At 72.0% G+C, this 25699-nt stretch carries 19 protein-coding genes and 1 pseudogene; 12 read left to right on the top strand and 8 right to left on the bottom strand.

Annotated features, from left to right (window positions below):
• Positions 1-9: 9 nt before the first annotated feature.
• The 5 genes and pseudogenes from QEZ54_RS26790 to QEZ54_RS26770 all read right to left on the bottom strand — a co-directional run.
• Entirely contained in the window at positions 10-876 is an 867-nt protein-coding gene (locus tag QEZ54_RS26790) for a PAC2 family protein (protein WP_281307487.1), read from the bottom strand.
• A gap of 168 nt (positions 877-1044) precedes the next feature.
• Positions 1045-5907: a diguanylate cyclase gene (locus QEZ54_RS26785; protein WP_281307486.1), complete on the bottom strand. Its 4863-nt coding sequence runs from the start codon at positions 5905-5907 to the stop codon at positions 1045-1047.
• Between the two features lie 111 nt (positions 5908-6018).
• A complete protein-coding gene (locus QEZ54_RS26780; protein ID WP_281307485.1) occupies positions 6019-6810 on the bottom strand; it encodes an META domain-containing protein in 792 nt (263 codons plus the stop codon).
• Between the two features lie 111 nt (positions 6811-6921).
• The gene (locus QEZ54_RS26775; RefSeq protein WP_281307484.1) at positions 6922-7194 is read right to left on the bottom strand and encodes a DUF1622 domain-containing protein; all 273 of its coding nucleotides are present in this window, start codon (positions 7192-7194) and stop codon (positions 6922-6924) included.
• A gap of 119 nt (positions 7195-7313) precedes the next feature.
• Positions 7314-7667 (bottom strand): annotated as a pseudogene (locus QEZ54_RS26770) (DUF1622 domain-containing protein); the annotation flags it as partial.
• A 167-nt stretch (positions 7668-7834) separates the two neighbouring features.
• Here QEZ54_RS26770 and QEZ54_RS26765 point away from each other — a divergent pair.
• The 9 genes from QEZ54_RS26765 (at position 7835) to QEZ54_RS36405 (ending at position 19747) form a co-directional block, all read left to right on the top strand.
• The gene (locus tag QEZ54_RS26765) at positions 7835-8173 is read left to right on the top strand and encodes an Imm51 family immunity protein (protein WP_281307483.1); all 339 of its coding nucleotides are present in this window, start codon (positions 7835-7837) and stop codon (positions 8171-8173) included.
• 174 nt (positions 8174-8347) lie between these two features.
• The gene (locus QEZ54_RS26760) at positions 8348-9817 is read left to right on the top strand and encodes an MFS transporter (protein ID WP_281307482.1); all 1470 of its coding nucleotides are present in this window, start codon (positions 8348-8350) and stop codon (positions 9815-9817) included.
• Positions 9818-10043: 226 nt separating this feature from the next.
• Positions 10044-11048, top strand: coding sequence for a LacI family DNA-binding transcriptional regulator (locus QEZ54_RS26755; RefSeq protein ID WP_281307481.1), 1005 nt, complete (start codon positions 10044-10046; stop codon positions 11046-11048).
• Positions 11049-11332: 284 nt separating this feature from the next.
• The gene (locus tag QEZ54_RS26750) at positions 11333-12688 is read left to right on the top strand and encodes an extracellular solute-binding protein (protein WP_281307480.1); all 1356 of its coding nucleotides are present in this window, start codon (positions 11333-11335) and stop codon (positions 12686-12688) included.
• A gap of 71 nt (positions 12689-12759) precedes the next feature.
• On the top strand, positions 12760-13650 hold the full coding sequence (locus QEZ54_RS26745; protein ID WP_281307479.1) for a sugar ABC transporter permease: 891 nt from the start codon (positions 12760-12762) through the stop codon (positions 13648-13650).
• A 14-nt stretch (positions 13651-13664) separates the two neighbouring features.
• Positions 13665-14552, top strand: coding sequence for a carbohydrate ABC transporter permease (locus QEZ54_RS26740; protein ID WP_281307478.1), 888 nt, complete (start codon positions 13665-13667; stop codon positions 14550-14552).
• 145 nt (positions 14553-14697) lie between these two features.
• Complete coding sequence (locus QEZ54_RS26735; protein ID WP_281307477.1) at positions 14698-17658, top strand: carbohydrate-binding protein; 2961 nt, start codon at positions 14698-14700, stop codon at positions 17656-17658.
• Positions 17659-17687: 29 nt separating this feature from the next.
• Positions 17688-19310 carry a glycoside hydrolase family 13 protein gene (locus QEZ54_RS26730; protein ID WP_281307476.1) on the top strand — a complete coding sequence of 541 codons (1623 nt, stop codon included), beginning with the start codon at positions 17688-17690 and terminating at the stop codon, positions 19308-19310.
• 176 nt (positions 19311-19486) lie between these two features.
• Positions 19487-19747 carry a GntR family transcriptional regulator gene (locus QEZ54_RS36405; RefSeq protein WP_348650579.1) on the top strand — a complete coding sequence of 87 codons (261 nt, stop codon included), beginning with the start codon at positions 19487-19489 and terminating at the stop codon, positions 19745-19747.
• A 328-nt stretch (positions 19748-20075) separates the two neighbouring features.
• Here the strand turns inward: QEZ54_RS36405 and QEZ54_RS26720 are convergent, their stop codons facing one another.
• The 3 genes from QEZ54_RS26720 to QEZ54_RS26710 all read right to left on the bottom strand — a co-directional run bounded on the left by QEZ54_RS26720 (position 20076) and on the right by QEZ54_RS26710 (position 22475).
• Positions 20076-20558 carry a PaaI family thioesterase gene (locus QEZ54_RS26720; protein WP_281307474.1) on the bottom strand — a complete coding sequence of 161 codons (483 nt, stop codon included), beginning with the start codon at positions 20556-20558 and terminating at the stop codon, positions 20076-20078.
• Positions 20559-20695: 137 nt separating this feature from the next.
• Positions 20696-22066, bottom strand: coding sequence for a serine hydrolase domain-containing protein (locus tag QEZ54_RS26715; protein WP_281307473.1), 1371 nt, complete (start codon positions 22064-22066; stop codon positions 20696-20698).
• A gap of 73 nt (positions 22067-22139) precedes the next feature.
• A complete protein-coding gene (locus QEZ54_RS26710; protein ID WP_281307472.1) occupies positions 22140-22475 on the bottom strand; it encodes a hypothetical protein in 336 nt (111 codons plus the stop codon).
• Positions 22476-22852: 377 nt separating this feature from the next.
• On the opposite strand from QEZ54_RS26710, the gene QEZ54_RS26705 reads away from it, so the two are divergent.
• The 3 genes from QEZ54_RS26705 to QEZ54_RS26695 are packed head-to-tail and all read left to right on the top strand — an operon-like array spanning position 22853 to position 25650.
• Positions 22853-24424 (top strand): Na+/H+ antiporter, encoded by a 1572-nt coding sequence (locus QEZ54_RS26705; protein ID WP_281307471.1) that lies wholly within the window; start codon positions 22853-22855, stop codon positions 24422-24424.
• Positions 24421-24672 (top strand): UBP-type zinc finger domain-containing protein, encoded by a 252-nt coding sequence (locus QEZ54_RS26700; RefSeq protein WP_281307470.1) that lies wholly within the window; start codon positions 24421-24423, stop codon positions 24670-24672. Before QEZ54_RS26705 ends, QEZ54_RS26700 begins: the two co-directional genes overlap by 4 nt.
• Before the next feature lie 33 nt (positions 24673-24705).
• Positions 24706-25650, top strand: coding sequence for a GNAT family N-acetyltransferase (locus QEZ54_RS26695; protein WP_281307469.1), 945 nt, complete (start codon positions 24706-24708; stop codon positions 25648-25650).
• Positions 25651-25699: the final 49 nt, after the last annotated feature.

Here is a 25699-nt window from a genome sequence, read left to right as displayed (position 1 = left end):
AGTGCGGGTCTACCAGGTGCCGTGGGTGGGGCCGTGGGAGCCGCCGCGGCGGCGCAGGTACTTCTCGAACTCGACGGCGATCTCGTCGCCGGACAGCGGCTTGATCGCGTCGCCGGCCCGCTCCTCCAGGTCGCGCAGGTACTCGGCCAGCTCGGCGTCCTGGGCGGCGGCGGCGCGGACCCGGTCCTCCCACTCGGCCGACTCCTCGGCGAGGTCGGCCATGGGCACCGGCAGGTCCAGCACCTCCTCCAGGCGGTGCAGCAGTGCCAGCGTCGCCTTCGGGCACGGCGGGTTGCTCGCGTAGTGCGGCACGTGCACCCAGAACGACATCGCGTCCAGTTCGGCGCGGCGGGCGCTCTCCTGGAGCACCCCGACGATGCCGGTCGGTCCCTCGTACCGGGTGGGGGTGAGTTTGATCTTCTCCTGGGCGGCGGACCTGCCGGTCACGGTGCCGCTGATGGGCAGCGGGCGGCTGTACGGCACGTCGGCCAGCAGCGCCCCCAGCAGCACCAGCTTCTCCACGCCCAGGCTGTGGCAGATCTCCAGCACCTCGCCGCAGAAGGTGCGCCAGCGCAGGCTGGGCTCGATGCCGCGGATCAGCACCACGTCGTGCTTGGCCCCGGGCGGCGACGCCACCAGGAACCGGGTGCTCGGCCACTCGATCCGCCGCTCCTCCTCGACCAGCGTGATCAGCGGCCGGTTGACCTGGAAGTCGTAGAACTCCTCGGGGTCGACCACCGCCACCTCGCGGGCGTCCCACACCTGCTCCAGGTGTTCCACCACGGCCGTGGAGGCGTCAGCGGCGTCGTTCCACCCCTCGAAGGCGGCGATGGCGATGGGGGAGCGCAGGACAGGAAGGCCGTCGAACTCGGTCACGCCTGCCAGCCTACGGCGAAGCGCCGCGTCGTCCAGGCGAGTCGCCGCCGCTGGCGCGTCGCGCCGGTCACACCGGCGGCATCGAGCCCGCCTGATCCCGCGGTCCCCACTCTCATCCGAGGTCCGCGGTGCTGCGCCGGGCGGTTCCCGGCGCCCCGGCGCCGAGGGTCAGGCGGCGGCGCTGACCTGGTTGCGGCCGCTGCGCTTGGCGCGGTACAGCTCGACGTCGGCCAGCCGTACCAGGTCGTCGGCGTCGCGGGCCGGACCGGGCGTCATCGCCGCCACCCCGATGCTGACCGTCACTATTCCGTCACTGGTGACCGCGTGCGGCTCGGACAGCGCGGCGACCGCGGCGCGCAGCCGCTCGCCGACCTGCCGGGCCCGCTCGACGCCGATGCCCGGCATCAGCACCGCGAACTCCTCGCCGCCGTAGCGGGCGACCAGGTCGACCTGGCGCAGGTTGCGGGTCAGCTCGGCGGCGACCCGCTGCAGGCAGTCGTCGCCGGCCGGGTGCCCGTAGTGGTCGTTGTACGGCTTGAAGTGGTCGATGTCGACCATCGCCAGCGCCAGCGGCGCCCCGGCGCGGGCGGCGCGGTCCCACTCCCCGGCCAGCCGCTGCTCCCACCGGCGCCGGTTGGCCAGCCCGGTGAGCGCGTCGGTGCTGCTCAGCAGCTCCAGCCGGGCGTTGGCCGCGGTCAGCTCCTCGGTGCGCTGGGCCACCTTGCGCTCCAGCGAGGCCAGCACCGAGGCGTTGTCCAGCGACACGGCGAGCTGCCCGGCGATGAGCTGGACCGCGTCCAGCCGTTCGGCCGAGAACGCCTCCCGGATGAGGTGGTTCTCCAGCAGCAGCAGCGCCTGCCAGCTGCCCCGGTTGACGATGGGCACGGCCAGCAGCGAGCAGGTGTCCAGGCCGGCGAAGTACGGGTCGCGGGCGAAGCGGTCGTCGTGGGCGGCGTCGCCGACGACCAGCGGTTCGCGGGTGCGCTCGACGTACCGGATGACGGAGGCGGGGGCGGGGGGCCGGTCGCCGGGCTCCTGCGGGGGCAGGGCCCAGTGCTTGCCGTCGTCGTCGCGGCGCAGCAGGTGCACGGCGGTGGCTCCGGTCATGTCGCTGAGCACCTCGACCACGCGGGCGCGTACGCCGTCGAAGGTGGTCTGCGAGCTGAGCGCCTGCGATGCGGCCAGGATGCCGAGCAGGTCGATGGTGCTGGTGAGGATCGGCCGGGTGGGTTCGGCGGACGCCGCGGCGGGGGCGGTGCCGTCGGCGGTCGGCGGGTGGGCCCGGTCGAGCTGGTCGATCTTCGCGGCGGCGCCCCAGGCGAGGTACGCCTGCCGGGCCCGTTCGAGCAGGTTGTGCCCGGCGGTGGGCATGTCGTTGGCGAGGTAGAACCGGGCGGCGTGTTCGAGGATGAGGGCGCGGTGCCAGGGGCGCTGCCGGGTGGCGGCCGCGCGCTGGGCGGCGTCGAAGGCGCGGGCGGCGGCCTCGAAGTCGGCGCGGGCGGCGGCCTGCTCGGCGCGTACCAGCAGCAGCAGGTGCGCGAAGTTGCCGGGCGCGTCGGCGGCCCGGTCGGCCAGCCAGCCGGCGCACTCGTCCAGTTCGGCCAGCAGCCGGTCGCGGTCGGCCGGTGCGGCGGTGCGGGCGCGGGCGGCGAGGTCGAGGGCGCGCAGCAGGTAGGTCAGCGCGACCGGGTAGGTCGCCGGGTTGGTGTGGGTGAGCGCGGCGGCGGCGGTGACGTGGCGGTGCAGGGCGTCCGGTTCGTCCAGCAGCGCCGCGGCCAGGGCCCGGGTGAGGTGCACGTTGGACGCGGCGACGACGTTGCCGGCCAGGCCGTCGAGCATGGCCTGCTCGTCGGGGTACGCGTCGACGTGCTCGCCGCGCAGCTCGGCGGCCAGCCGCCGGTAGGGCAGGTACACGTCGGTGGACTGGTCGTTGCCGGTGCGGGTGGCGAAGGCGAGCCCCGCGTCGACCTCGGTGAGGTAGCTGTCCAGGGTGGGGGCGTAGTCGAGCAGGCCGTAGACGGTGACGTAGTAGGTGTGGCAGGCCTTCTGCAGGTCGCCGCCGTGCAGCAGACCCTCGCGGGCCAGCTGCGCCTGCCGCACGGTGTCCTCGAGGGGCTCGTACCAGTGGCCGGTGCTCAGCGCGTAGAGGAAGCGGGCCTGGGAGGTGTCGGGTTCGTACCCGCGGGCCGTGGCGGCGGCGAGGAAGCGCCGCATGGCGCGGTGGCCGGTGCGGTAGTCGCCGCGGCGGCCGACGGTGACGAACATGATGTGCGCGACGGGTCCGACCAGCGCCGCGACCGGACCGTGCTCGGCCCAGCAGCGCAGCGCCCGCAGGGTCAGCCAGCACATGGTGGCCTGGTCGCTGAAGAACGCCGGCGCCATCATCTTGTTGATCAGCGCGGTGGCGGCGAGCAGCCGCGGGTCGGCGGTTTCGGGGCGGGCCAGGTCGGTCTCGGCGTCACCGTCGTCCAGCCAGTCGGCCAGCCGGTCGAGTTCGGCTTCGATCTCGGCGTCCACGCGCTCCGGCGGCGGCGGGTGGACGCCGAGTTCGCCGAGCATGCGCAGGCCGAGGGCGACGGCTTCGGCGGCGCGGCCCTGGTTGGTGAGGCTGAGCACGCGGACCATGGTGGCGTCGGCGCAGTCGGTCGGGTCGGCGCACAGCCGCTCGATGATCTGGTACACCCGGTCGGCGTCGTCGAGGCGGCCCAGGCCGTACAGGGCGGCGTGGCGGGCGGTGTGCAGGCGCAGCAGTTCGGCGGTGTCGCCGGGGTCGGCCAGGGCGATCGCGGCGGCGAGGAAGCGCTCGGCGGCGGCGTGGTTGCTGAGCAGCCGCGAGCGCTCGGCGGCGCGGGCGAACAGCCCGGCGGCGCGGCAGCGCTCGTCGGGGTCGGTGACCCGGTCGGCGACGTCGAGGTACTGCTGCGCGGCGAGGTCGGCCAGGTTCGGCTGGGCGGACAGGCGGCGGGCCAGGTCCAGGCGCAGCCGGGTCAGTCTCGGGTGGGGCAGGCTGTCCAGGATGGCCTGCCGGACCCGGTCGTGCCGGAACCGCAGCACGTCGGCGGGTTCGCCGGGTTCGAGCACCAGCAGTCCGTCGTCGAGGGCGGGCACGAGCAGCTCCTCGATCGCCGGGACGTCGCGCTGGGACAGGGTCTGCAGCAGGTTCAGATCGGCCTTGCCGCCCAGGCAGGCCATGACCTCCACGGCGCGGCGGGTCGGTTCGGGCAGGGCGCGCACCCGGGCGGTCCACAGGTCCGCGACGTCGGCCTGGCGCAGGTGGCGGGCCAGGGCGGCGGCGTCCCAGGTCCAGCCGTCCTCGCCGGGCTCCAGTACGCCGTCGCGGCGCAGCGCGTTGATCAGCTCGACGGTGTCGTACGGGTTGCCCTGGGTGCGCTGGGCGACAGGCCCGGCCAGTTCGGCGGCGTCGGGCAGGTCCAGGTGCAGCAGGTCGGCGACGAGTTCGGTGGTGCTGTCGGCGGTCAGGTTCTCCAGCCGCAGCCGCTGCGGCTCGACGCCCTGGCGCCGCCACCGGGCGATCACGGCGGCGAGCGGGTGCGTGGCGTCGACCTCGTCCTCCCGGTACGCCCCGACCAGCAGCAGCCCGTCGGGCGGCCCTTCGGACACCAGCATGTCGATGAACCCCAGCGGGGTACGCGCGGCCCACTGCAGGTCGTCGATGAAAAGCACGATCGGGCGCTTCGGCGACGCGGTCGCGATCAGCACGTCCACGCCGGTGCGCTGGGTGCGGGCCTGGGCGTGGGTGATGTCGCCGACGGTCGGGTCGGCCTCCAGGTGCAGCAGCGCCCCGAACTCGGGCAGCACCGCGACGAGCAGCCCGACGTTGTGCCCGACCGTGCGCAGCACCCGTTTGCGCAGCTCGGCGAGCTCCTCCTCAGGCTCGGCCAGTAGCAGTCGTCCCAGTGCCCGCAGGGCCTGGCGGACGGCGTCGTAGTCGCGGTCGTGCCGGTGCGGGTCGAACTTGCCGGACACGAACCAGCCGCCGCCGGCCGAGGCGATGGCGCGCAGCTCGTCGATGAGGGAGGTCTTGCCGACGCCTGCGGCGCCGGTGACGAGCAGGCCGTGGCTCAGCCCGCTCATCGCGTCGTCGAACGCCGCGCCCAGCGCCTGGATCTCCGGGTCGCGGCCGATGATGCGCGACTGGGGCAGCAGCCGCAGCGGCACGTCGTTGGCGCCGACGCGCAGCCCGGCCGCGGCGCCGGGGGGCGCGTCGCGCAGCAGTGCCAGGTCGTGGGCCAGGCCTTCGGCGGTCTGGTACCGGTGGTCGGGCTCCTTCTCCAGCAGGTGCATGATGATCGCCGACAGTTCGGCGGGGACGCGCGGATCGGCTTCGGCGGGCGGCACCGGGCGCCGGGCCAGGTGGGCGTGGCTCAGGCGCAGCGGGTCGCCGGTGCCGAACGGCGGGGCGCCGGTGGCCAGCTCGTACATGGTGGCGCCGAGGGCGTAGAGGTCGGCCCGCTGGTCGACGGGGCGCCCGGTGCGGCCGGTCTGCTCCGGGGCCAGGTACGGCAGCGTGCCGACGATCTCGTTGTGGTGGGTGAACTCGGGCCGGATCTCGGCGAACGCGGTGGCCAGTTCGAAGTCGATCAGGCACACCCCGCCGCCGGGCGGCAGCACGATGTTGGACGGGCAGACGTCGCGGTGTACGACGTGGCGCCGGTGGATCTCGGCCAGGGTGTGGGCCAGGTCGAGGCTGATGGCGACGGTCTCGGCCCACGGCAGGGGCTTGGCGCGCTGGGCCAGGGTGGTGCCGCCGGGGTCGGTGAGCACCAGGGTGCCCGGCTCGGGGAGTTCGGCGGCGAGCTGCGCGACGCCGCTGACGCCGCGCAGCCGGTGCAGGATCGCCAGCTCGTGGTCGGTCCGCTTGACCGCGTCCGGGCCCAGTGCCGTCTTGACGATCAGCGACCCGCCGCCGGGCAGGAACCGCCGCGTGACCAGGGTGCGGTCGGTGCGGTGCAGCTGTTCGAACCGTGCGGCGGCGAGCGGCGGGCTGTCACGTCGCTGGTCGTCGTTCACCGCCGGATCCGTCAAAACACCCAATTCTCCGTGGTACGCGCATACGAAATGTCGCTGTCACCAAGAATAGACTGTTTGTCGCTATCGGGCCCCTGGTCGCCGGTCCGCAGATCACCCGGCCCGCAGGGACAGGCCGTTGCGGTCCGGTCCGGTCAGGTCGAGCCGGTCGGCGGTGACCTTCCAGACGACCTCGCCCCGCAGCGCGGCCAGCACCGCCCGCTCCAGCCGGTTCACCTCGTCGGCGCAGGCCATCTTCGTCGTACGCAGCGCGGAGAAGACGATCCTGTCGCCGCGCACCTCGGCCGTGCCGCCGAGCTGGTTGCAGCCCGTCGACCCGGACACCTTGCCGTCGGCGAACTCCAGGTACGCCGCGGCGCCGCCGGGCACCGAGCCCGCCGCCTCGCCGGTCACCACGGTGTCCACGGTCCAGCGGGTGCCGGTCAGCGGCCGGTCCGGCGTCGCCGACTCCTGGTCCTGCATGGTGAGCTCCGTCCTGCCGTCGCTCAGTTTGAGCACGTCGCCGCCCAGGGTCCACGACGGCCCCGCGCGCAGGAACGCGGCCAGCCAGTCGTCCTGCTCGTGCCGGGCCTGGTCGCAGCCCATCTCGGTGGTGGCCAGCTCGCCGACGGTCATCCTGCCGCCGTCGAACAGGGCCGTGCCGCTGATGTGGTTGCAGCCCGCGTTCAGGCTGACCCCGCCGTCGGGGCGCACCATCAGCCTGATCCGGGTCCCCGCGACCAGCGGGCGCGCGGTGCCGCCCTCCGTCACCGCCGTGGACAGGAACGTGCGGTCGGCCAGCGCGGCCCCCGCGCCGGGCCCGGGGGAGCCGACGTCGCCGGGCTGGGCGCAGGCCCCGGCCAGCAGCACGGTGAGCAGGATCGCGGGGGTGCGCACACTCAGCATGCAGCCTTCGACCGCGCGAGAGCCGCTCCGGTTCCCACCCCGCCCCCTCCGGGGGGAAAGGAAGGGCCCCTTGTTATCGCTTTCCGTAGCAGAAGGGCCCCTTCTTAACGCTCAGCGGCGGCTTGCGGGCGGGGGCGCGGCGGCGGAGTGGCGCAGGGCCGCGCCCAGTAGGCGGCGGATGAGCAGGATCGCGGCCGCGGCGGCGACGGCCTGCCAGGACGCGGGCAGGGACAGCCGGAGCAGCCCGGCCGCCAGCCAGAAGTCCAGGGCCACGGCCAGCGCCAACCGGGCCGTACCACTCGTGGCCAGCACCAGGCCACCCGCGAGCAGCCCGGCCGCGACGCACGCCAGCGAAGCGAGGTCGATCAGCGCGGCGGGGGTCACGCCGCACCCCGACTGCCTGGTGCACCCCGACTGCCTGGTGCACCCTGGCTGCCTGGTGCACCCTGGCTGGCGGGCGCGCTCAGGTCGTCGGCCGGGTCCAGCCGGGCACCGCCATCCGCCGCGATCTCGGCCCGCTCCTCCTTGATCTCGCGGTTGAGGAAGAAGTTCAGCGCGGTCCGGATCGCCGCGATCGCGGCCAGTTCCCCGATCTCGCGCAGCGTCGGCGCGATGGCGGTGCGCAGGATGTCCCCGGCCAGCTGGAACTCCAGCCCGAGCGCCAGGAAGCGGCCCAGGCCCAGCCGGATCGGCACGAAGCTGTCGGTACGCCGTACCCGGACGGCGGCATTGACGAACTGCGCGAACGCGACCGCGGCACCCACGAAGATGATCAGTGCCCCGGCGAACTCGACCAGCCTGACCAGCAGGTCGACCACCCCGGCCAGCGTCGTCAGCCCGTCCAGCGCGTCACCCATGCGCCCCGTCCCCGTGCCCGTCCGGTCCTGCGCGTCCGGTCCTGCCGGGCCGGTCCCTCGCCGCCCGCCGGTTCAGTCAGCTATGCCTACCAGCTCAAGCGCGTCCCGCGCCGCCGATCGCGGGTACTGGCGCGGCGGCGGCCACCGCTTGTGGGACGCTACGGCGCATGACTCCGCTGAAGCTCATCGAAACGGACGCCGGTAAGTACTCGCTGCTGCTCAACGCGGGCGGAACCGGAGTCGACGAGGTGGTCTACGAGCTCGGCCACGAACCCAGCGGCTACTTCTGGGCGGGCGTCGCCCGGCTGATCGTCGAGCACGAGGCTCCCGGCCTCGCCGGACGCTTCGCCTACGATCCCGAGGCGGGCATGTTCTGCGCCTACGGCACCGACCGGGCCGCGCTGGCCGAGCTCGGCGAGCTGATGAGCGGCCCGGCCACCGGCGCGGACCGGGTGCGGGCGCTGGTGGCGCTGGCCGCCGCGACCGGATTCGAGTTCGACGACTGAGCGCGGCATCGAGCGCATGAACGTCGGCCTGTCTCGTCGACTCCGATCTCGCCCCATCCGACGTGGCAGGCCGGCGTCACGCTGAGATCGGCGAGATGCTGACGAGCCGGGCCGAGGCGGCACGATTACCGCGAACCAGCCAGGAAACGGACAACCGCCGGTAGGCTCGGCATCATGCACAGCGGCGCGGGTGACGACTACCGACCCGATCCGCGCCGGTGGCGGGCGCTGAGCGTCTGCCTCATCGGCGGCTTCATGGCCCTGCTCGACGTCAGCATCGTCAACGTGGCGCTGCCCTCGATCCGGTCCGGACTGCACGCCACCGCCAGCGACCTGCAGTGGATACTGTCCGGGTACGCGCTGGCGTTCGGCATCCTGCTGGTGCCCGCGGGCCGCTTCGGCGACATGCACGGGCGCCGCAACGCGTTCGTGGCGGCGGTGGCCCTGTTCACCCTGTCCAGCGCCGCGGCCGGGCTGGCGCGTACCGCGCTGTGGCTGGTGCTGGCCCGGCTCGTCCAGGGCGCCGCGGGCGGGATCATGAACCCGCAGATCAGCGGGCTGATCCAGCAGCTGTTCCGGGGCGCCGAACGCGGCCGGGCCTTCGGCATGCTCGGCGCGATCGTCGGCATCTCCACCGCCATCGGCCCGCTGCTGGGCGGCCTGCTCATCCAGGCCGCCGGGGTCGAGCAGGGCTGGCGCTGGGTGTTCTACGTCAACATCCCGGTGGGCATTCTCGCGATCATCATGGCGTACCGGTTCATCCCGGGCTTCTGCGACAGCCGAAGACGCCGGGAGAGCTTCGACCCCGTCGGGGTGCTGCTGCTGGCGGTGGGCGTGGTCCTCGTGCTGCTGCCGCTGATCCAGGAGCAGTCGTGGCCGGGGCGCGGCAAGTGGCTCCTGCTCGCGGCCGGGCTGGTGGTGCTGGCCGGCTTCGTCACGTGGGAACGCCGGTACGCGCGCACCGCCGCGGGCACCCCGATGGTCGACCTGAGCCTGTTCCGGCGCCGCTCGTACGCCCTGGGCACGCTGCTCGGCCTGGTCTACTTCGCCGGGTTCACCGCGATCTTCTTCATCTTCACGCTGTACCTCCAGCAGGGCATCGGCTACACGGCGCTGCAGGCGGGCCTCGCCACGCTGCCGTTCGCGCTCGGGTCGGCGGTGTCGGCCGGCGCCGGCGGCCGGGTGGTGACGCGCGTCGGGCGTACCCTCATCGCGGTCGGGCTGGGCCTGGTCGCGTTCGGGCTGGCCGGGGTGGAACTGGCCGTCGAGCTGGTACCGGGCCGCGCCGACGGCTGGGCGACCGCCCTGCCGCTGCTCGTCGCCGGGATCGGCAGCGGCCTGGTGATCGCCCCGAACCAGACGCTGACCCTGGCCGAGGTGCCGGTGGCCGGGGCGGGCAGCGCCAGCGGCGTGCTGCAGACCGGGCAGCGCATCGGCGCGGCGGTCGGCATCGCCGCGATCGGCGCCATCTTCTTCGCCGGGCTCGCTGCCTCGCAGGGCGACTACGCGGCCGCGTTCCGGCACGGCCTGCTGCTCACCATCGCCTTCGTGCTGGCGGCCCTGGTCGTCGCCCTCATCGACGTGTACGCCGGCCGCCGCGCCGCCCGCGACTCCGCGACCCCCGTCCCCGCCACCCCCCACTGACCACCCACGCCCCGCACCCACCCGCACCGCGCACCACGCCCGCGCCCCCGTGCCGCGCGCGCCAAGATCGGGTGCAGTTTCGGGGAAAGTGCAGGAATCCGGCCCAAGATTCCGGCAGTTTCCCCGAAACTGCACCACGGCGCCGGGCGGACGCGGCCGAGGCGAGGGTGCAAGAGGTTGCGTGGGGGTATCGAGTTTTTGCACGGAGTATCGTAAGCTCGCTGTCGTGACGAGCAGACTGGCGGCGGTGGCCAAGTTCACCGGGGTGTCCGAGGCGACGGTGAGCCGCGTCCTGCACAACAAGCCCGGCATCGCCCCCGCGACCAGGGACGCCGTGCTCACGGCCCTGGACGTGTTCGGCTTCCCGCGCCCGGAGCGCATCCGCGCCGAGCGCGGCCGCCTCGTCGGCCTGGTCCTGCCCGACCTGCAGAACCCCATCTTCCCCGCCTTCGCCGAGGTGATCGCGCAGGCCCTGATCAAGCGGGGGCTGGTGCCCGCGCTGTGCACGCGTACCGCGGACGGGGTCTCGGAGTCGCACTACATCGAGATGCTGCTGTCGCACCAGGTCGGCGGGATCGTGTTCGTGGGCGGCAGCTACGCCGACGCGGGCCCGGAGCAGTGCCGCAGGCTGGAGGAGCGCCGGCTGCCGATCGTGCTGATCAACGCCGCCGACGAGAACCTGGGCGTGCCGCGGGTGTGCGTCGACGACGAGCTGGCGGTGGAGCAGGCGCTGACGCACCTGACCGCCCTGGGCCACGAGCGCGTCGGCCTGGTGCTGGGCCCGCCCGGGCACATCCCCTCGGCCCGCAAACTCGCCGCCTACGTGCGGTTCTTCGAGCGGCGGGGGCAGTCGCGGCAGTGGCGGCGCTGGGTGGAGCACACGATCTTCTCGACCGAGGGCGGTCGCGGCGCGGCCACGCGGCTGCTGGCCGAGGGCGTGACCGGGGTGGTCTGCGCCAGTGACGCGCTGGCGCTGGGCGCGATCCGCGCCGTACGCAAGCAGGGGCTTTCGGTGCCGCAGGACGTGTCGGTGATCGGGTTCGACGACTCGACCTTCATGGGCGTGACGGATCCGCCGCTGACCACGGTGCGCCAGCCGATCGAGCCGATGGCGAGCGCGGCGGTGGCCTCGCTGATGGCGCAGATCGAAGGCGGTGTGGTCGACCGGGGCGAGATCCTGTTCGACCCGGAGCTGATCGTGCGCAGCTCAACGGGCCCCTGCCAGTCGTGATCAGTCCGAACTCGACGATTGCCTGTCCAGCGCCTTAAGACATCGACAAGTATCGCGTTTGCGAGGCAGTGCAACTCCAAGACGATCTTCTGGTCAATTTTTTGCAACAACCCATGGACTTCTTGGGTTCATACCGTCTAGCCTTCTGCTCACGCCGAAGTGCTCGGAAATCGCAGAGCAACACGGTGGCAATGCGCAAGCAACAACCGGAGGTGTCGCGTCTCCGGTCGATCCGGGCTGCCCCCGGCTCGGTACCTGTGCATACCCAGAAGGGATATTTGACGATGAACCGTCGCATGCTCGGCAAGTCCGTCGCGGTGGCGCTGATCGCCGGCACGGCGCTGCTCGGCGCCGCGTGCTCCGGCGAGGACAAGCCCGCCGAGTCCACCGGCCCGGTGACGATCACGGTCAACGGCAAGCCGCCGGCGACCGACGCGGTCAACCTGGCCAACTTCGAGGCCGACGTGAAGGCGTTCGAGGCGAAGTACCCGAACATCAAGATCGACGCCAAAGAGGGGTTCATGGACCCCCAGACGTTCGCCACCAAGCTGGCCGGCGGCCAGCTGGAGGACGTCTTCTACGTCTACTTCACCGACCCGCAGGCGCTGATCGCCAAGAAGCAGGTCTCCGACATCTCCGCTTACCTGGACACCGTCCCGCAGGTGAAGGACATCCAGGAGCAGCTGATGAAGGTCTTCACCGGCCCGGACGGCAAGGTGTACGGCCTGCCTTCGGCGAACTACTCCCTCGGCCTGGTCTACAACCGCACCCTGTTCACCAAGGCCGGTCTCGACCCGGCGAACCCGCCCAAGACCTGGGAAGAGGTCCGCACCGCCGCGCAGAAGCTGAAGGCGCTCGGTGACGGCGTGGTCGGCTACGGCGACTACAGCAAGAGCAACACCGGTGGCTGGCACTTCACCGCCGAGCTGTACTCGGTCGGCGGCGACATCGCCGTCAAGGACGGCGACAAGTGGAAGGCCGCCTTCAACAGCGACAAGGGCAAGCAGGTCCTGCAGCAGCTGAAGGACATGCGCTGGACCGACGACACCATGGGCAGCCGCCAGCTGCTGGAGTGGGCCGACCTGATCCAGATGGCCGCCTCGGGCAAGCTCGGCATGTACATCGGCTCGTCGGACAACCTGCCGGTGATCGTGAACCAGTACAAGGGCAAGTACGAGGACTACGGCCTGTCGGTCATGCCGGGCGGCCAGGGCACCCTGGGCGGCGGCGACGGCTACATGTTCAAGGCCGGCCTCAGCCCGGAGAAGATCAAGGCCGGTCTGACCTGGCTGTCCTTCAAGACGATCAACCCGGACCGGATCATGGCGGACAACGAGAAGGCGTCCAAGGCGGGCCAGCCCGTCGGCCTTCCGCAGCCCAACATCTGGACCGGTGCCTCGGCCGCCAAGCGCGAGGAGGCCACCAAGAAGTTCGCGAACGTCCCCTCGGACAACTTCGCGCCGTTCGTCGCCGGAAACGCGAGCATCCCGCTGAAGCTGGAGCCGCCGCTGGCGCAGCAGGTCTACGCGGTGCTGGACACGGCGATGCAGAAGGTCCTGACCGACCGCAACGCCGACATCGCGAAGCTCCTCGCTGACGCAGAGGCCCAGGTCAACACGATCCTGGCCGCAGCCAAGTGACGAACAGGCCCCGGGCTGGGGGATTGGCAGCCCGGGGCCTACCCCTGGTGCGAGCAGAAAGGGCGGCCACGATGACGGTCGGAGCATCCGAGCGGCTGCGGCGGCGGATCGGCGACAACCTGCAGGCGTACGCGTTCCTGGCGGCCGGTCTGGTCTGCTTCGGCCTGTTCTCCTGGTATCCGCTGGTCAAGGGCATCATCCTCAGCTTCCAGCAGGACAACTTCGTCACCCCGCCCTACTGGGTCGGGCTCGACAACTACCGGGCGCTGTTCGCCGACCCGCTGTTCGGCACCGCCTGGCTCAACACGCTGGAGTTCACGGCGCTGGCACTGCTGTTCGGATACGCGGTGCCGTTCGCGGTGGCGCTGGTCGTCAACGAGTTCCGGCACGCCAAGGGCTTCTTCCGGGTCGCCGTCTACCTGCCGGTGATGCTGCCGCCGATCGTCAGCGTGCTGCTGTGGAAGTACTTCTACGACCCCGGCTCCGGCCTGTTCAACGCGGTGCTGAGCGCGCTGCACCTGCCCACCTCGGAGTGGACCCAGTCGCCGAAGATGGCGATGGTCTCGCTGGTACTGGTGTCGACCTGGGCCAACATGGGCGGTGCGACGATCATGTACCTGGCCGGGCTCGCGGGCATCCCCAGCGAGCTCTACGAGGCCGCCGAACTCGACGGCGCGAGCGTGTGGCAGCGGGTGCGCCACGTGACCATCCCGCAGCTGCGGTTCATCATGCTGGTCCTGCTGCTGCTGCAGATCGTGGCGACCATGCAGGTGTTCATCGAGCCGTTCCAGCTGACCGGCACCACGAACCCGGACACCATCACGGTGATGGTGCTGATCTACCGGTACGCCTTCACCGTCAACAACGACTTCGGCCTGGCCGCCGCGATGAGCGTGCTGCTGTTCATCGTGCTCGGCGCGTTCTCGGCCGTGTACCTGCGGCTGACCCGCAAGGCCGACTGAGAGCGGGTGCCCTGATGAGCTCCTCGACCCGATCGCTGATCTCCGACGCCCACCTGCGGCGCGGCCGCAACCGGCTGGTGTACCGCGTCGTGCTGGGCGCGCTGGCCGTCGCCTTCACGCTGCTGTTCATCTTCCCGCTGTACTGGATGTTCTCCGGCGCGCTGAAGTCGCCGCAGGAGCTGGTGCAGCCGGTGCCGACGCTGCTGCCGACCGAGTGGCACTGGAGCACGTTCGCCGACGCGTGGGAGCGGCTGCAGGTCGGCCACTTCCTGCTCAACACCGCCTACTACGCGTTCTTCGGCTGGCTGATCCAGCTGCTGGTCGACGTCGCGGCGGCGTACGCGCTGTCGAAGCTGCGGCCGGTCTTCGGCAAGGTGGTGCTCGGCGCGATGCTGGCCAGCCTGATGCTGCCCGCCGCCGCGCTGCTGGTGCCGTCGTACCTGACCGTGGTCGACGTGCCGATCGTCGGCGTCAACCTGCTGAACAGCCCGTGGGCGCTGTGGCTGCCCGGCGCCGCCAACGCGTTCAACGTCTACGTGCTCAAGCGGTTCTTCGACCAGATCCCCGACGACCTGCTCGAAGCGGCGAGCATCGACGGGGCGGGGCGGCTGCGGATGCTGTGGAGTGTGATCCTGCCGCTGTCGCTGCCCGTACTCGCGGTCATCTCGATCTTCGCGATCATCGGGTCGTGGAAGGACTTCCTGTGGCCGCTGCTGGTGCTCCAGGACCCGCAGCAGCAGACCATCAGCGTGGCGCTGAGCCGCCTGTCCTTCACCGGCCAGGTCCCGCAGAACGAGCTGTACGCGGCGCTGGCCATGGCCAGCCTCCCGATGATCGTCGTCTTCATGATCTTCCAGCGCCGGATCCTCAACGGCCTGTCCGCCGGAGCCATCAAGGGCTGACGGCACCGCAGACACGGTCCAGCGCCGCGCCCGGCGGTGCTTGACCGGCACCGGCACCGACCAGCAGCCCACCGCACCGGTGAGCCGATGGCCGCTGCCCGGGACACGGGGGAACCCCATCACCGCAGGGAAGGAGTAACGCACCATGCACCGCTCCGCACCACGCAACACACTGCGCATCGCGCTGGCGACAGCCGCCGCGGCGGCTACCGCGCTGGTCACCGGCGTGCTCGCCGCGCTGCCCGCCGAGGCCGCCAGCACCACGTACCAGGCCGAGTCGGCCGCGCTGGCCGGCGGCACGGCCGTCGCCACGGACCACACCGGCTACACCGGCTCCGGTTTCGTCGGCGGCTACACCGACGGCAACAAGGGCAACGCGAACACGACGTTCACGGTCGGCAACTCCGGCGCGGCCAGCCGCACGCTGACGCTGCGCTACGCCAACGGCACCACCCAGACCAAGACCCTGTCGCTGTACGTCAACGGGGCGAAGCAGAAGCAGATCAGCCTCAACGCCACCGCCAACTGGGACAGCTGGGGCACCCAGGTCGAGACCGTCAGCCTGCCCAACGGCAGCGCGACGGTGTCGTACCGGTTCGACACGGCCGACTCGGGCAACGTCAATCTGGACAGCCTGACCGTCGCCGACATCGCGGCCCCGCCGGCGGGGCAGTACGAGGCCGAGTCGGCCGCCCTGTCCGGCGGCGCGGCCGTCGCCACCGACCACCCGGGCTACACCGGCTCCGGTTTCGTCGGCGGCTACACCGACGGCAACAAGGGCAACGCGAACACCTCGTTCACGGTCAACGTGAGCGGAGCCGGGTCGCGGACCGTCACGCTGCGGTACGCCAACGGCACCGGCGCGACGATGACCCTGTCGCTGTACGCCAACGGCACCAAGATCGGGCAGGTCGGCCTGCCCGCGACGGCCAACTGGGACACCTGGGGCACGTTCGCCTCGTCGGTGAACCTCACCAACGGCAGCAACACCGTGGCGTACCGGTTCGACACCACCGACTCGGGCAACGTCAACATCGACAACATCACCGTCTCCGGTGCGGCGGCCAGCCCGTCGGCCTCGCCGTCGCCGTCGCCGTCTCCGTCCCCGACCGGGCAGCCCGGCGGCCAGCCGTACGAGCTGGAGACCGGCTTCCTGTCCGGCGGCACCTCGGCGGCCACGTCCACCGCGGGCTACAACGGCGGCGGCTACGTCACCGGCCTGACCGCCGTCGGCGCCCGGGTGATCCGCACCGTCAACTCCGCCGCCGCCGGCTCGTTCGCGACCACGCTGCGCTACGCCAACACCAACGGCGCGAGCCGCACCGTGTCGGTGTACGTCAACGACCTCAAGACGGGCCAGCTCACCCTGCCCGCCGGGTCGGGCTGGCTCACCGTGGCGCAGAACCTGACCCTGCGCGCCGGGCTCAACATCGTCGCCTACCAGTACGACTCCGGCGACTCCGGCAACGTCCAGCTCGACACGCTGTACGTGACCGGCGGCGCGGCCCTGGCCGCCCGGGGCGCGACGGTGCCGTACACCACCTACGAGGCCGAGAACGGCAGCACCAACGCCTCGGTGGTCGGGCCGAACCGCACCTACCTGACCGAGGCGTCGGAGGCGTCGGGCCGCAAGGCGGTCAAGCTCTCCTCGACCGGCCAGTACGTGCAGGTCACGCTGACCAAGCCGGCCAACGCGCTGGTCATCCGCTACTCGATCCCGGACAACGCGGGCGGCACCGGCCAGACCGCGCCGCTGGCGCTGTACAACGGCTCGACCAAGGTCGCCGACGTGACCCTTAGCTCCGTCTACAGCTGGGTGTACGGGGCGTACCCGTACAACAACAACCCGGCCGGTGGCGAGCCGCACCGCTTCTTCGACGAGGTGCGGGTGCTCCTGCCGGGCACGTACGCGGCGGGCACCGTGGTCAAGCTGCAGAAGGACGCGTCCTCCTCAGCGGCGTACTACACGATCGACCTGGTCGAGGGCGAGGTCACCCCGGCCGCGCTCACCCAGCCGACCAACTTCCTGCCGGTCACGGACTACGGCGCCGTCGCGAACGACGCCGGCGACGACACCAACGCGTTCAACAGCGCGATCTCGGCGGCGCAGAGCCAGGGCAAGGGCGTCTGGGTGCCCGCGGGCACGTTCGTCGTCAACGCGCGGATCAACATCGCCAACGTCAGCCTGCGCGGCGCGGGCGAGTGGTACACGGTCATCAAGGGCACCAACGGCAAGGGCGGCTTCTTCGCCACCGGCTCGAACGTGCGCCTGGCCGACTTCACCCTCGCCGGGGACGTGCGCTACCGCGACGACAGCGCGTTCGACACCGCGATCGAGGGCAACTTCGGCACCGGCTCGCTGGTCCACCACGTGTGGATCGAGCACACCAAGGTGGGCATGTGGCCCACCACCGGCACCAACGGCCTGTACGCGGTCGGTGTCCGCATCCGGAACACCTTCGCCGACGGCGTCAACGTCAACGGCGGGGCCAACAACGTCCGGATCGACCAGAGCGTGCTGCGCAACACCGGTGACGACGCCCTGGCCATGTGGTCGAACTCGGCCCCGGTCGCCAACAGCGCGTTCACCTTCAACACCGTCAGCCTGCCGATGCTGGCCAACGGCGCGGCGATCTACGGCGGCACCGCCAACCGGATCGAGGACAACCTCATCACCGACTCCGTGTACGCCGGTGCCGGCATCGCGATCAGCACGTGGCACGGGGCGCAGGCGTTCAGCGGCACCACCTCGGTACAGCGCAACACGCTGACCCGTACCAGCAGCTTCGAGCGCAACTGGAACTCCTCGCTCGGCGGCCTGTGGATCTACGCCGAGGCGACCGACATCACCGCGCCGGTCCTGGTCAAGGACGTCGACATCATCGACAGCCAGTACCAGGGCATCCTGCTCAGCTACCTGAAGAACATCACCAACCTGACGCTGGACCACGTCACCGTCAACGGGGCCGGGACGTACGGCATCGAGCTCAACGCCGCGGGCAGCGCGTACGTCACGTACGTGACCGTCAGCGGTGCCGCGAGCGGCGGTCTGGTCAACCGGACCGGCTACACGCTCAACCGCGGCCCCGGCAACAGCGGCTTCTGACCGAAGAACCCATGAGAGAGCAGGTACCCGTGTTTCACGACGACTCCCGTGACTGGTGGCGCCACGCGGCCATCTACCAGGTCTACCCGCGCTCCTTCGCCGACGCGAACGGCGACGGGACGGGCGACCTCGCGGGCATCCGCGCGAAGCTCGGGTACCTGCACGACCTGGGCGTCAACGCGATCTGGTTCAGCCCGTGGTACCCGTCGCCGATGGCCGACGCGGGCTACGACGTGGCCGACTACCGCGACATCGACCCGAGCTTCGGCACCCTGGCCGAGGCGGAGGCGCTGATCGCCGAGGCGCACGCGTACGGCATCCGGATCATCGTCGACATCGTGCCCAACCACTGCTCCGACGCCCACGCCTGGTTCCAGCGCGCGCTGGCCGAGGGCCCCGGCTCGCCCGCCCGGGACCTGTTCTGGTTCCGGCAGGGCCGGGGCGGGCAGGGCGAGCTGCCGCCCAACGACTGGCAGTCGGTGTTCGAGGGGCCCGCCTGGACCCGCGTCGCCGACGGACAGTGGTACCTGCACCTGTTCGCCTCCGAGCAGCCCGACCTCAACTGGGACAATCCGCTGGTACGGGCCGAGTTCGCCGACATCCTGCGGTTCTGGTTCGACCGGGGCGTCGACGGCATCCGGATCGACTCGGCGGCCATGTGCGTCAAGGACCCGGCGCTGGCCGACTTCGACCGCACCAGCCCGCCCGACCTGCACCCGTTCGTCGACCGCGACGAGATCCACGACATCTACCGGGGCTGGCGCACCATCGCCGACTCGTACGAGGTGCCGCGCGCCCTGATCGGCGAGGTGTGGCTGGCGGACACCGAGCGGTTCGCCCGCTACCTGCGGCCCGACGAGATGCACGCCGCGTTCAACTTCGACTTCCTGGGCGCCCCGTGGGAGGCCAAGGCACTGCGCGCCTGCGTCGACGCGACACTGGCCTCGCACGCCCCGGTCGGCGCGCCCAGCACCTGGGTGCTGTGCAACCACGACGTCACCCGTACCGTCACCCGCTACGGCCGGGCCGAGACCCGCTTCGACCACGCGCTGCGTCAGGCCCGGCACCGGCTGCCGACCGACCCGGCGCTCGGCCTGCGCCGGGCGCGGGCCGCCGCGCTGCTCACGCTCGCCCTGCCCGGCTCGGTCTACCTGTACCAGGGCGAGGAGCTGGGGCTGACCGAGGCCGAGGACCTGCCCGGCGCGGTACGCCAAGACCCGATCTTCCACCGCTCCGGCGGCAACGACCCCGGCCGCGACGGCTGCCGGGTGCCGCTGCCCTGGTCGAACGACGGCGCCTCGCTCGGGTTCAGCCCGGCCGGGGCGCAGCCGGCCTGGCTGCCGCAGCCGGAGCACTGGGCCGGGCAGACGGTCGCGGCCCAGCAGGCGGATCCGGACTCGATGCTGCGGCTGTACCAGGCGGCCCTGGCGCTGCGCGGCGCCGAGGCCGGGCTCGGCGACGGCCCGATGACCTGGCTCGACAGCGAGGACCAGGTGCTGGCGTTCAGCCGCCCCGGCGGCCTGACCTGCGTCGTCAACTTCGGCGAGGACCCGGTAGACCTGCCCTGGCACACCGACCTCCTCCTCTCCAGCGCCCCCCTCACCGACGGCCAACTCCCCGCCGACACCGCCGCCTGGCTCCGCACAGGCTGACCCCGCCCCGCCTCGTCGCCTCACGGGGCGAGGGGTCGACGGCGTGGCTGCAGTTTCGGGGAAAGTGCACGAATGGCGTCCGACATTCACGCACTTTCCCCGAAACTGCAGCCACTCACGCCTTAGGCGAAGGGCCAGGGAGTGGTGGCGTCGGCGATCAGCGCGAGGTCGATGCCGTGGATCGGGACATTCGCCTGGAGCCAGGACATCGTGATCGACCGGTCCCGTCCTGCCATGCCGACCGCGAGGGCAAGCGCGAGTTTGACGGTCTCCCGTTTGGATTCCGTGCCCAGTTCTGCTTGGGCCCCAGCACGGCTGAGCTCCGGCAGCAGTACGGCGTGTCCATCACGGTCGTACGCAACGCGATGAACTGGATGAAGGCTCTCGGTCTGGTCGAGGGCTTGCCCGGTGTCGGAGTCTTCGTCGTCGAGCGGTAGTCGATGCGCAATCGCCATATCGGCCATTACTGACCGAATCGACCGTGTCTGCTCGGCTGTGTCGGCTGGGCGCTCATGGTGATCGTCGTGCGCGGTCAGAAACTCGGTTGGAGGGCCACGTTTTGACCGCGCACGACGATCACCGGTTCGAACCGACCTGAAGATCGCGACCATCGGCCACTTCACTGCGCCGCCGTCCACCCGAACCGCACTTCCCGACCCGGAACGGCGATCGCTGGTAGAGACCCGAACGGCGTTCACCCGGTAGGAGGATCGCGAAGATCGCGGTTCTCGGACGCGATGCCCGCGCCGCGAGACCGGTGGCCGGTCAGGGGGTGCGGTGGCGGGCGAAGTGGTCGAAGCCGACGGCGACGAAGACGGCGGTGGCCCGCAGCACCGGCGCGGCGCCCGGGTCGTCGATCCTCGCTTCGGCGCTCAGGTGCACCTTGCGCCCGTCCGTGCCGGTGCAGTACGCGTGGATGTGCAGTGTCGTGCCGATCGGCACCGGCCGCAGGTAGTCGACGGACAGGCTGGCCGTGACGGCGGGACGGCCCAGCAGCAGAGCCGCGCTGCCGAACGCCTCGTCGAGCGCCGTCGACAGTAGTCCGCCGTGCGCCAGGCCCGGCGCGCCCTGGTGGTCGCGGGTCAGTTCGACGGTGCTGTGCACGGACGCCCCCGCACCGACCACGACCCGTGAGCGCAGTCCGGTGGAGTGGTCCGGGCCGCAGCCGTAGCAGTGGTGGTAGTGCGAGGGCAGCACGCTGCCGGGTGCCGGGGCCTCGGGGTGGGGAAGGGGTGCCGTGCGCTGCATGGCCCGAGGGTATCGCGCGGGCCGGGCAGGACTGTTCGCGCTGATTGCGCCGTTGCGCGCGACGGGGCGCGGCGTCGAGCCGTCCGCTGCCGCGGCCCCGATGCGGACCGTGGCCGCCATCGGGGCCGCACCGCTGGTCAGCGGCCGCGCCAGCCGTCCGGGTCGACGCCGCCCGGTACGTCGGCCGCCGGGTCGTACGGGGTGCGGGTGAAGACGAAGCTGCCGAGGTCGAGGTGGTCGACGCTGCCGTCGGGGCGGCGGACGACGCGCAGGGTCTCCCCGGCGTAGTAGCCGTCCAGGCCGAGCCAGGTGCCGTCGGGCTGGGCCCTGAGGCGGGCGCCGCGCCCGGCCCCGGCCAGGGGCGCGAGTTCGAGGTCGCCGTCGGCGCACAGCTTCAGCCCCACCCCGCCCGGTCCCCAGTACCAGGGGCCGGTCAGGTCGAGCAGGGCCGGGTCGTACCCGGTCAGCGGCTGCCACGCGTCGGGGATGCGCGGTTCGTGCTCGCACACGATGCGGACCAGGTCGGCGCCCAGGCCGCCGATCGGCAGGCCGGAGGTGGTGTTGGCCATCGCGACCGTGGCGACCCGCTCGGTCGGGCTGAACCACAGCACGGCCAGGAAGCCGGGCATGGAACCGGTGTGCCCGGCCAGGACGCGGCCGCTGTCGCGCTTGAGCTGCACGCCCAGGCCGTACCCGTCGTCGAACCTGTCGCCTTCGGGCGGGGCGGCGGCGGTGCGCATCAGTTCGACCGCGGCCTTGGGCAGCACGGCCGGGTGGCCCTCGGCCAGGAACGCCGCGAAGCGGCACAGGTCGGCGGTGGTCGACCAGAGCTGGCCCGCCGGGGCGAGCAGCCCGGCGTCCTCGGTCGGCTCGGGCAGCAGCACGTCGGCCCACGGGTGCACCGCCCAGCCGCGCGCGTGCGGGGCGCGCGGCAGCAGCGTGGTGCGGGTCATCCCCAGCGGCGCCAGGATCTCCTGCCGCAGCACCTGCTCCAGCGACTGCCCGCGCAGCCGCTCGACCAGCGCGCCCAGCAGCGCGAACCCGGGGTTGGAGTAGTGGTGCCGGTGCCCGGCCGGGAACTTGCGGTGGTCGTCGGCGAGCACGTCGCCCAGGTTCGGGCGTACGTCGCCGGGGGTCCGCTCCCACCAGGGCGCCGGCGTCTCGGAGGCGATGCCGCTGGTGTGCGCGAGCAGCTGGAACACGGTGGCCGAGCCCGCCGGGGCGTCAGGCACGTGCTGCGACAGCCGGTCGTCGAGGTCGAGCAGGCCGTCGGCGCGCAGGCGCATGACCAGCACGGCGACGAAGGTCTTGGTCAGCGAACCGATCCGGTACTGCGTGTCCTCGTCCGGCACCGCGCCGTCGACCAGCCCGTAGCCCGCGCTCCACACCCGGGCGCCGTCGCGTACGACGGCCGCGGTCAGCGAGGGCGCGCGGCCCTGGGTCTGCGCGGTGGCGATGCGGTGCAGCAGGGCCCGGCTGGTGGCCGGCAGCAGTGGCGTCTCAGACATGCGGCACATCGTGCCACGCAGAAGGGGGCCGGCGGGGGTACGCCCGCCGGCCCGAGGGATGGTCGACCGTTGCTCACCAGCGGTTGCCGCCATGGTGGTTGTCGTTGCCATGGTGGTCGTTCCAGTGGTTGTTCCTGTGGTGGTTGTTCCCGTGATTGTCGTGGTGGTCGTTGTACCAGCGGCACTTGTAGTACGTGTACCGGTGGTGGTGGTGCCAGTACGTCTGCCGGTAGCAGCGCCGACCCGTGTCGGGTGCGACCGCCGTCGCGTCCTGGACGGACACCTGCGCCGGTGCCGCCGCCGCGGGTTTGGCCGCGACCGCCGCGCCGGTGAGCATGACCAGTACGACCCCGATCATGGTCACCATCGCCCGCAGCCTGGCACCCGTCACCTGTACTGCCTCCCGCATCGCGGTGCCTCCTCCCTGGAAGCTGTTGCGTGGATCACACCATTGAAAAACAGCCGTCGTACCTGGTCAAAGGCGTGTAAGGCGCGATCGCGGCCGGCGGCGCAGCCGCCCGTCGCGGTTCATGCCGCGTTCACCGGAGGCCCCTACCGACCGGCAGGTAGATCGGAAAGCGGGGAGGTAACCCGGCGCCACGCGTCCGCTATGCGGTACCCGGTGACCTGCCTGAACTTCGGGTGAACAGAAGCGGTGGCCGCTCTGGTTCCTACGATGCGGGAGTGGAATCTTACCTACCGGCCGGTCAGCGGGATTACCGGACGGCAGGCAGGCCGCCCCGCCTGCCGCTCGGGCCGCGGGCGGCGGCCCCTAGGCTCTAACCCGTGAATGCGCTGCTGGTAGCGGTGGTGTTGGCCTCGGTGGTGGTCGCGGTGACCGCGCTGTCGCGCAGGTACGGCTTGCTCAACCCGATCGCCCTGGTCATAGTCGGCCTGATCCTGGCCCTGGTGCCGGGCTTCCCGGCGCTGCGGCTGGAGCCGGAGCTGGTGCTGATCGGCATCCTGCCGCCCCTGCTGTACGTCGCGGCGCTGGAGACCTCGGTGCCCGCCTTCCGGTACAACCTTCGGCCGATCCTGCTGCTCGCGGTCGGGCTGGTCATCGTGACCACCGCCGCGGTCGGGCTGACCGTGCACGCGCTGCTGCCGGGTGTGCCGCTCGCGGCCTGCCTGGCGCTGGGCGCCGTGGTGGCCCCGCCCGACGCGATCGCCGCCACCGCCGTCGCGCGCCGGATCGGGCTGCCCCGCCGGGTGGTGACCATCCTGGAGGGCGAGAGCCTGCTCAACGACGCCACCGCGCTGGTGCTGTTCCGGGTCGCGGTCGCCGCAGCCGTGGGCACCGCGGTCGGGCCGGTGGCGATCGCCGGCCAGGTGGTCATCGCCGCGGGCGGCGGCATCCTGGTGGGCGCGGTCGGGGCGCTGGCCGCCGCGTACGTGCACCGCAAGACCACCGACCCGCTGCTGGACAACTCGATCTCGCTGATCACCCCGTTCGCGGTCACCGCCGTCGCCGAGTCGATCCACGCCTCGGCCGTGGTCGCCGTCGTGGTCACCGGGCTCTACCTCGGCCACCGGATGCCCACGCTGATGTCGGCGCAGTCGCGGCTGCAGATGAGCGCGTTCTGGAAGATGGTCACGTACATGGTGGAGGGGCTGGTCTTCCTGCTGGTCGGCCTGCAGCTGCGCGAGGTGCTGGCGCACCTGCAGGCCCCCGCCGACCAGGTGCTGTGGCTGTCGCTGGTGGTGCTGGCCACCGTCATCGGCGTCCGCTTCCTGTGGATGTACCCGGCCACCTACCTCACCCGGCTGCTGCCCCGGGTACGCCGCCGCGACCCCGCCCCGCACGTCTCCGTCCCCACCGTGCTCGCCTGGGCGGGCATGCGCGGCGTGGTCACCCTGGCCACCGCCCTGGCGCTGCCGGCCACCCTGGCCGGGGGAATGGAGTACCCCCGGGCGCTGTTCGTCTGGCTGGCGTTCGCGGTGATCGTCGGCACGCTGGTGCTGCAGGGGATGACCCTGCCCGCGCTGGCCCGGCGGCTGCGGGTGCCCAAGGACGACCCGACCCGCGACACCCTCGCCGAGGCGCAGGTGCAGCAGCGGGCGAGCAAGGCCGCCCTGGAGCGGCTGGAGGAGCTGGGCGGCAGCGCGACCCCGGACGTGGTGGCCAAGCTGCGCGATCTCACCGAGCGCCGGTCCAACTCGGTGTGGGAGCGGCTGGGCGGCAACCGGGAGACCCCGACCGCGGCGTACGTGCGGCTGCGGCGGGAAATGCTGGAAGCAGAGCGCGCGGTGTTTCGGACCGCACGGGACGAGGGAAAGATCCCCGAAGAGGTCCTGGTCCGAGCCCAGCGCGACATGGACCTGGAAGAGTCGATGCTGCATCGGATGGGAGAGGCATGAGCTGCGAAGACCTGAAGAACGCCGAGAACCCGGCACCCACCGCCGAGGGGTGCGTGGAGTGCCTGCGCGACGGCACCGGCTGGGTGCACCTGCGCCGCTGCCTGACCTGCGGGCACATCGGCTGCTGCGACTCCTCGCCGCAGAAGCACGCCACGCTGCACTTCCACGAGACCGAGCACCCGGTGATCCAGTCGTTCGAGCCCGGCGAGGACTGGCGCTGGTGCTTCGTGCACGAGGAAGTGGGCTGACCTGAGCGCCGCCGGGCCGGTACGGTGCCGGGCATGGTGATCGAGGTCGACACGGAGCGGGCCGACGAGGCGCTGCTGCGGCACATGTACGAGATCCGCCGGGTGTGCCACCGGGCGGTCGCGCCGCAGGAGGAGCCGCCGGACCAGGCCTGGGGCGTCGCCTCGATGCGGGTCACCCCGCCCGGCGAGCAGCGCTGGCACGGCGTGGTCGGCGACCCGGTCGTCGCCTTCGCCGGGCTGTACCTGCCGCCGGGCGTGCCGACCGGCTTCCTGCGCATCTGCGTCCTGCCCGAGCACCGCCGCCGCGGCCACGGTTCCGCGCTGCTGACCTCGGCGCTCGACCGGGCCCGCACCCTCGGCAGAACCCACCTGACCGGCGTGTACGGCGACCCGGCCGCGGCCGAGTTCACCGCCGCCACCGGTGCCGAGCGCGGCCACAGCGTGATCGCCCTGCGCCTGGACCTGCCCGCGCGCCTGGCCCCCGCACCCGTCCCCGGCTACCGCGCCGTCTCCTGGACCGGCGCCACCCCCGACGACCTGCTCGGCGCCTACGCCGAGGCCCGCAACGCGATCAACGACGCCCCGACCGACACCGGCGGCCGACTGCACGACGCGTGGACGCCCGAACGCGTCCGCGACGAGGAGGCGGCCGTCGCCGAGCGCGGGCAGCAGCTGCGCGTCACCGCGATCGTCGCCGACTCCGGTGAGGTCGTCGCGCTGACCCAGCTGGTCGTCGCGCCGCCGCCGGAGGCGATCGTGTCCACCGAGGACACCGCGGTCGCGGCCGGGCACCGGCGGCGCGGCCTGGCGACCTGGGTCAAGGCGGAGTCGCTGGCCCGGCTGGCGGCCGACCGCCCGGACGCGGCGGTGGTCAAGACGTCCAACGCGGGCACCAACACGGGCATGCTCGCGGTCAACCACGCCCTGGGCTTCACCACGACCAGCACCTGGACCACGGTGGTCTACCACCTCGCCTGACGGCTACCCGGGCGGCGTGGGTCCGTGCAGTTTCGGGGAAACTGCACGA

The organism is Catellatospora sp. KI3, from assembly GCF_029948125.1.
Classification (GTDB): domain Bacteria; phylum Actinomycetota; class Actinomycetes; order Mycobacteriales; family Micromonosporaceae; genus Catellatospora.
The sequence above is the reverse complement of the archived record's forward strand: the minus strand, read 5'-3'. Positions and strand labels throughout refer to the sequence as shown.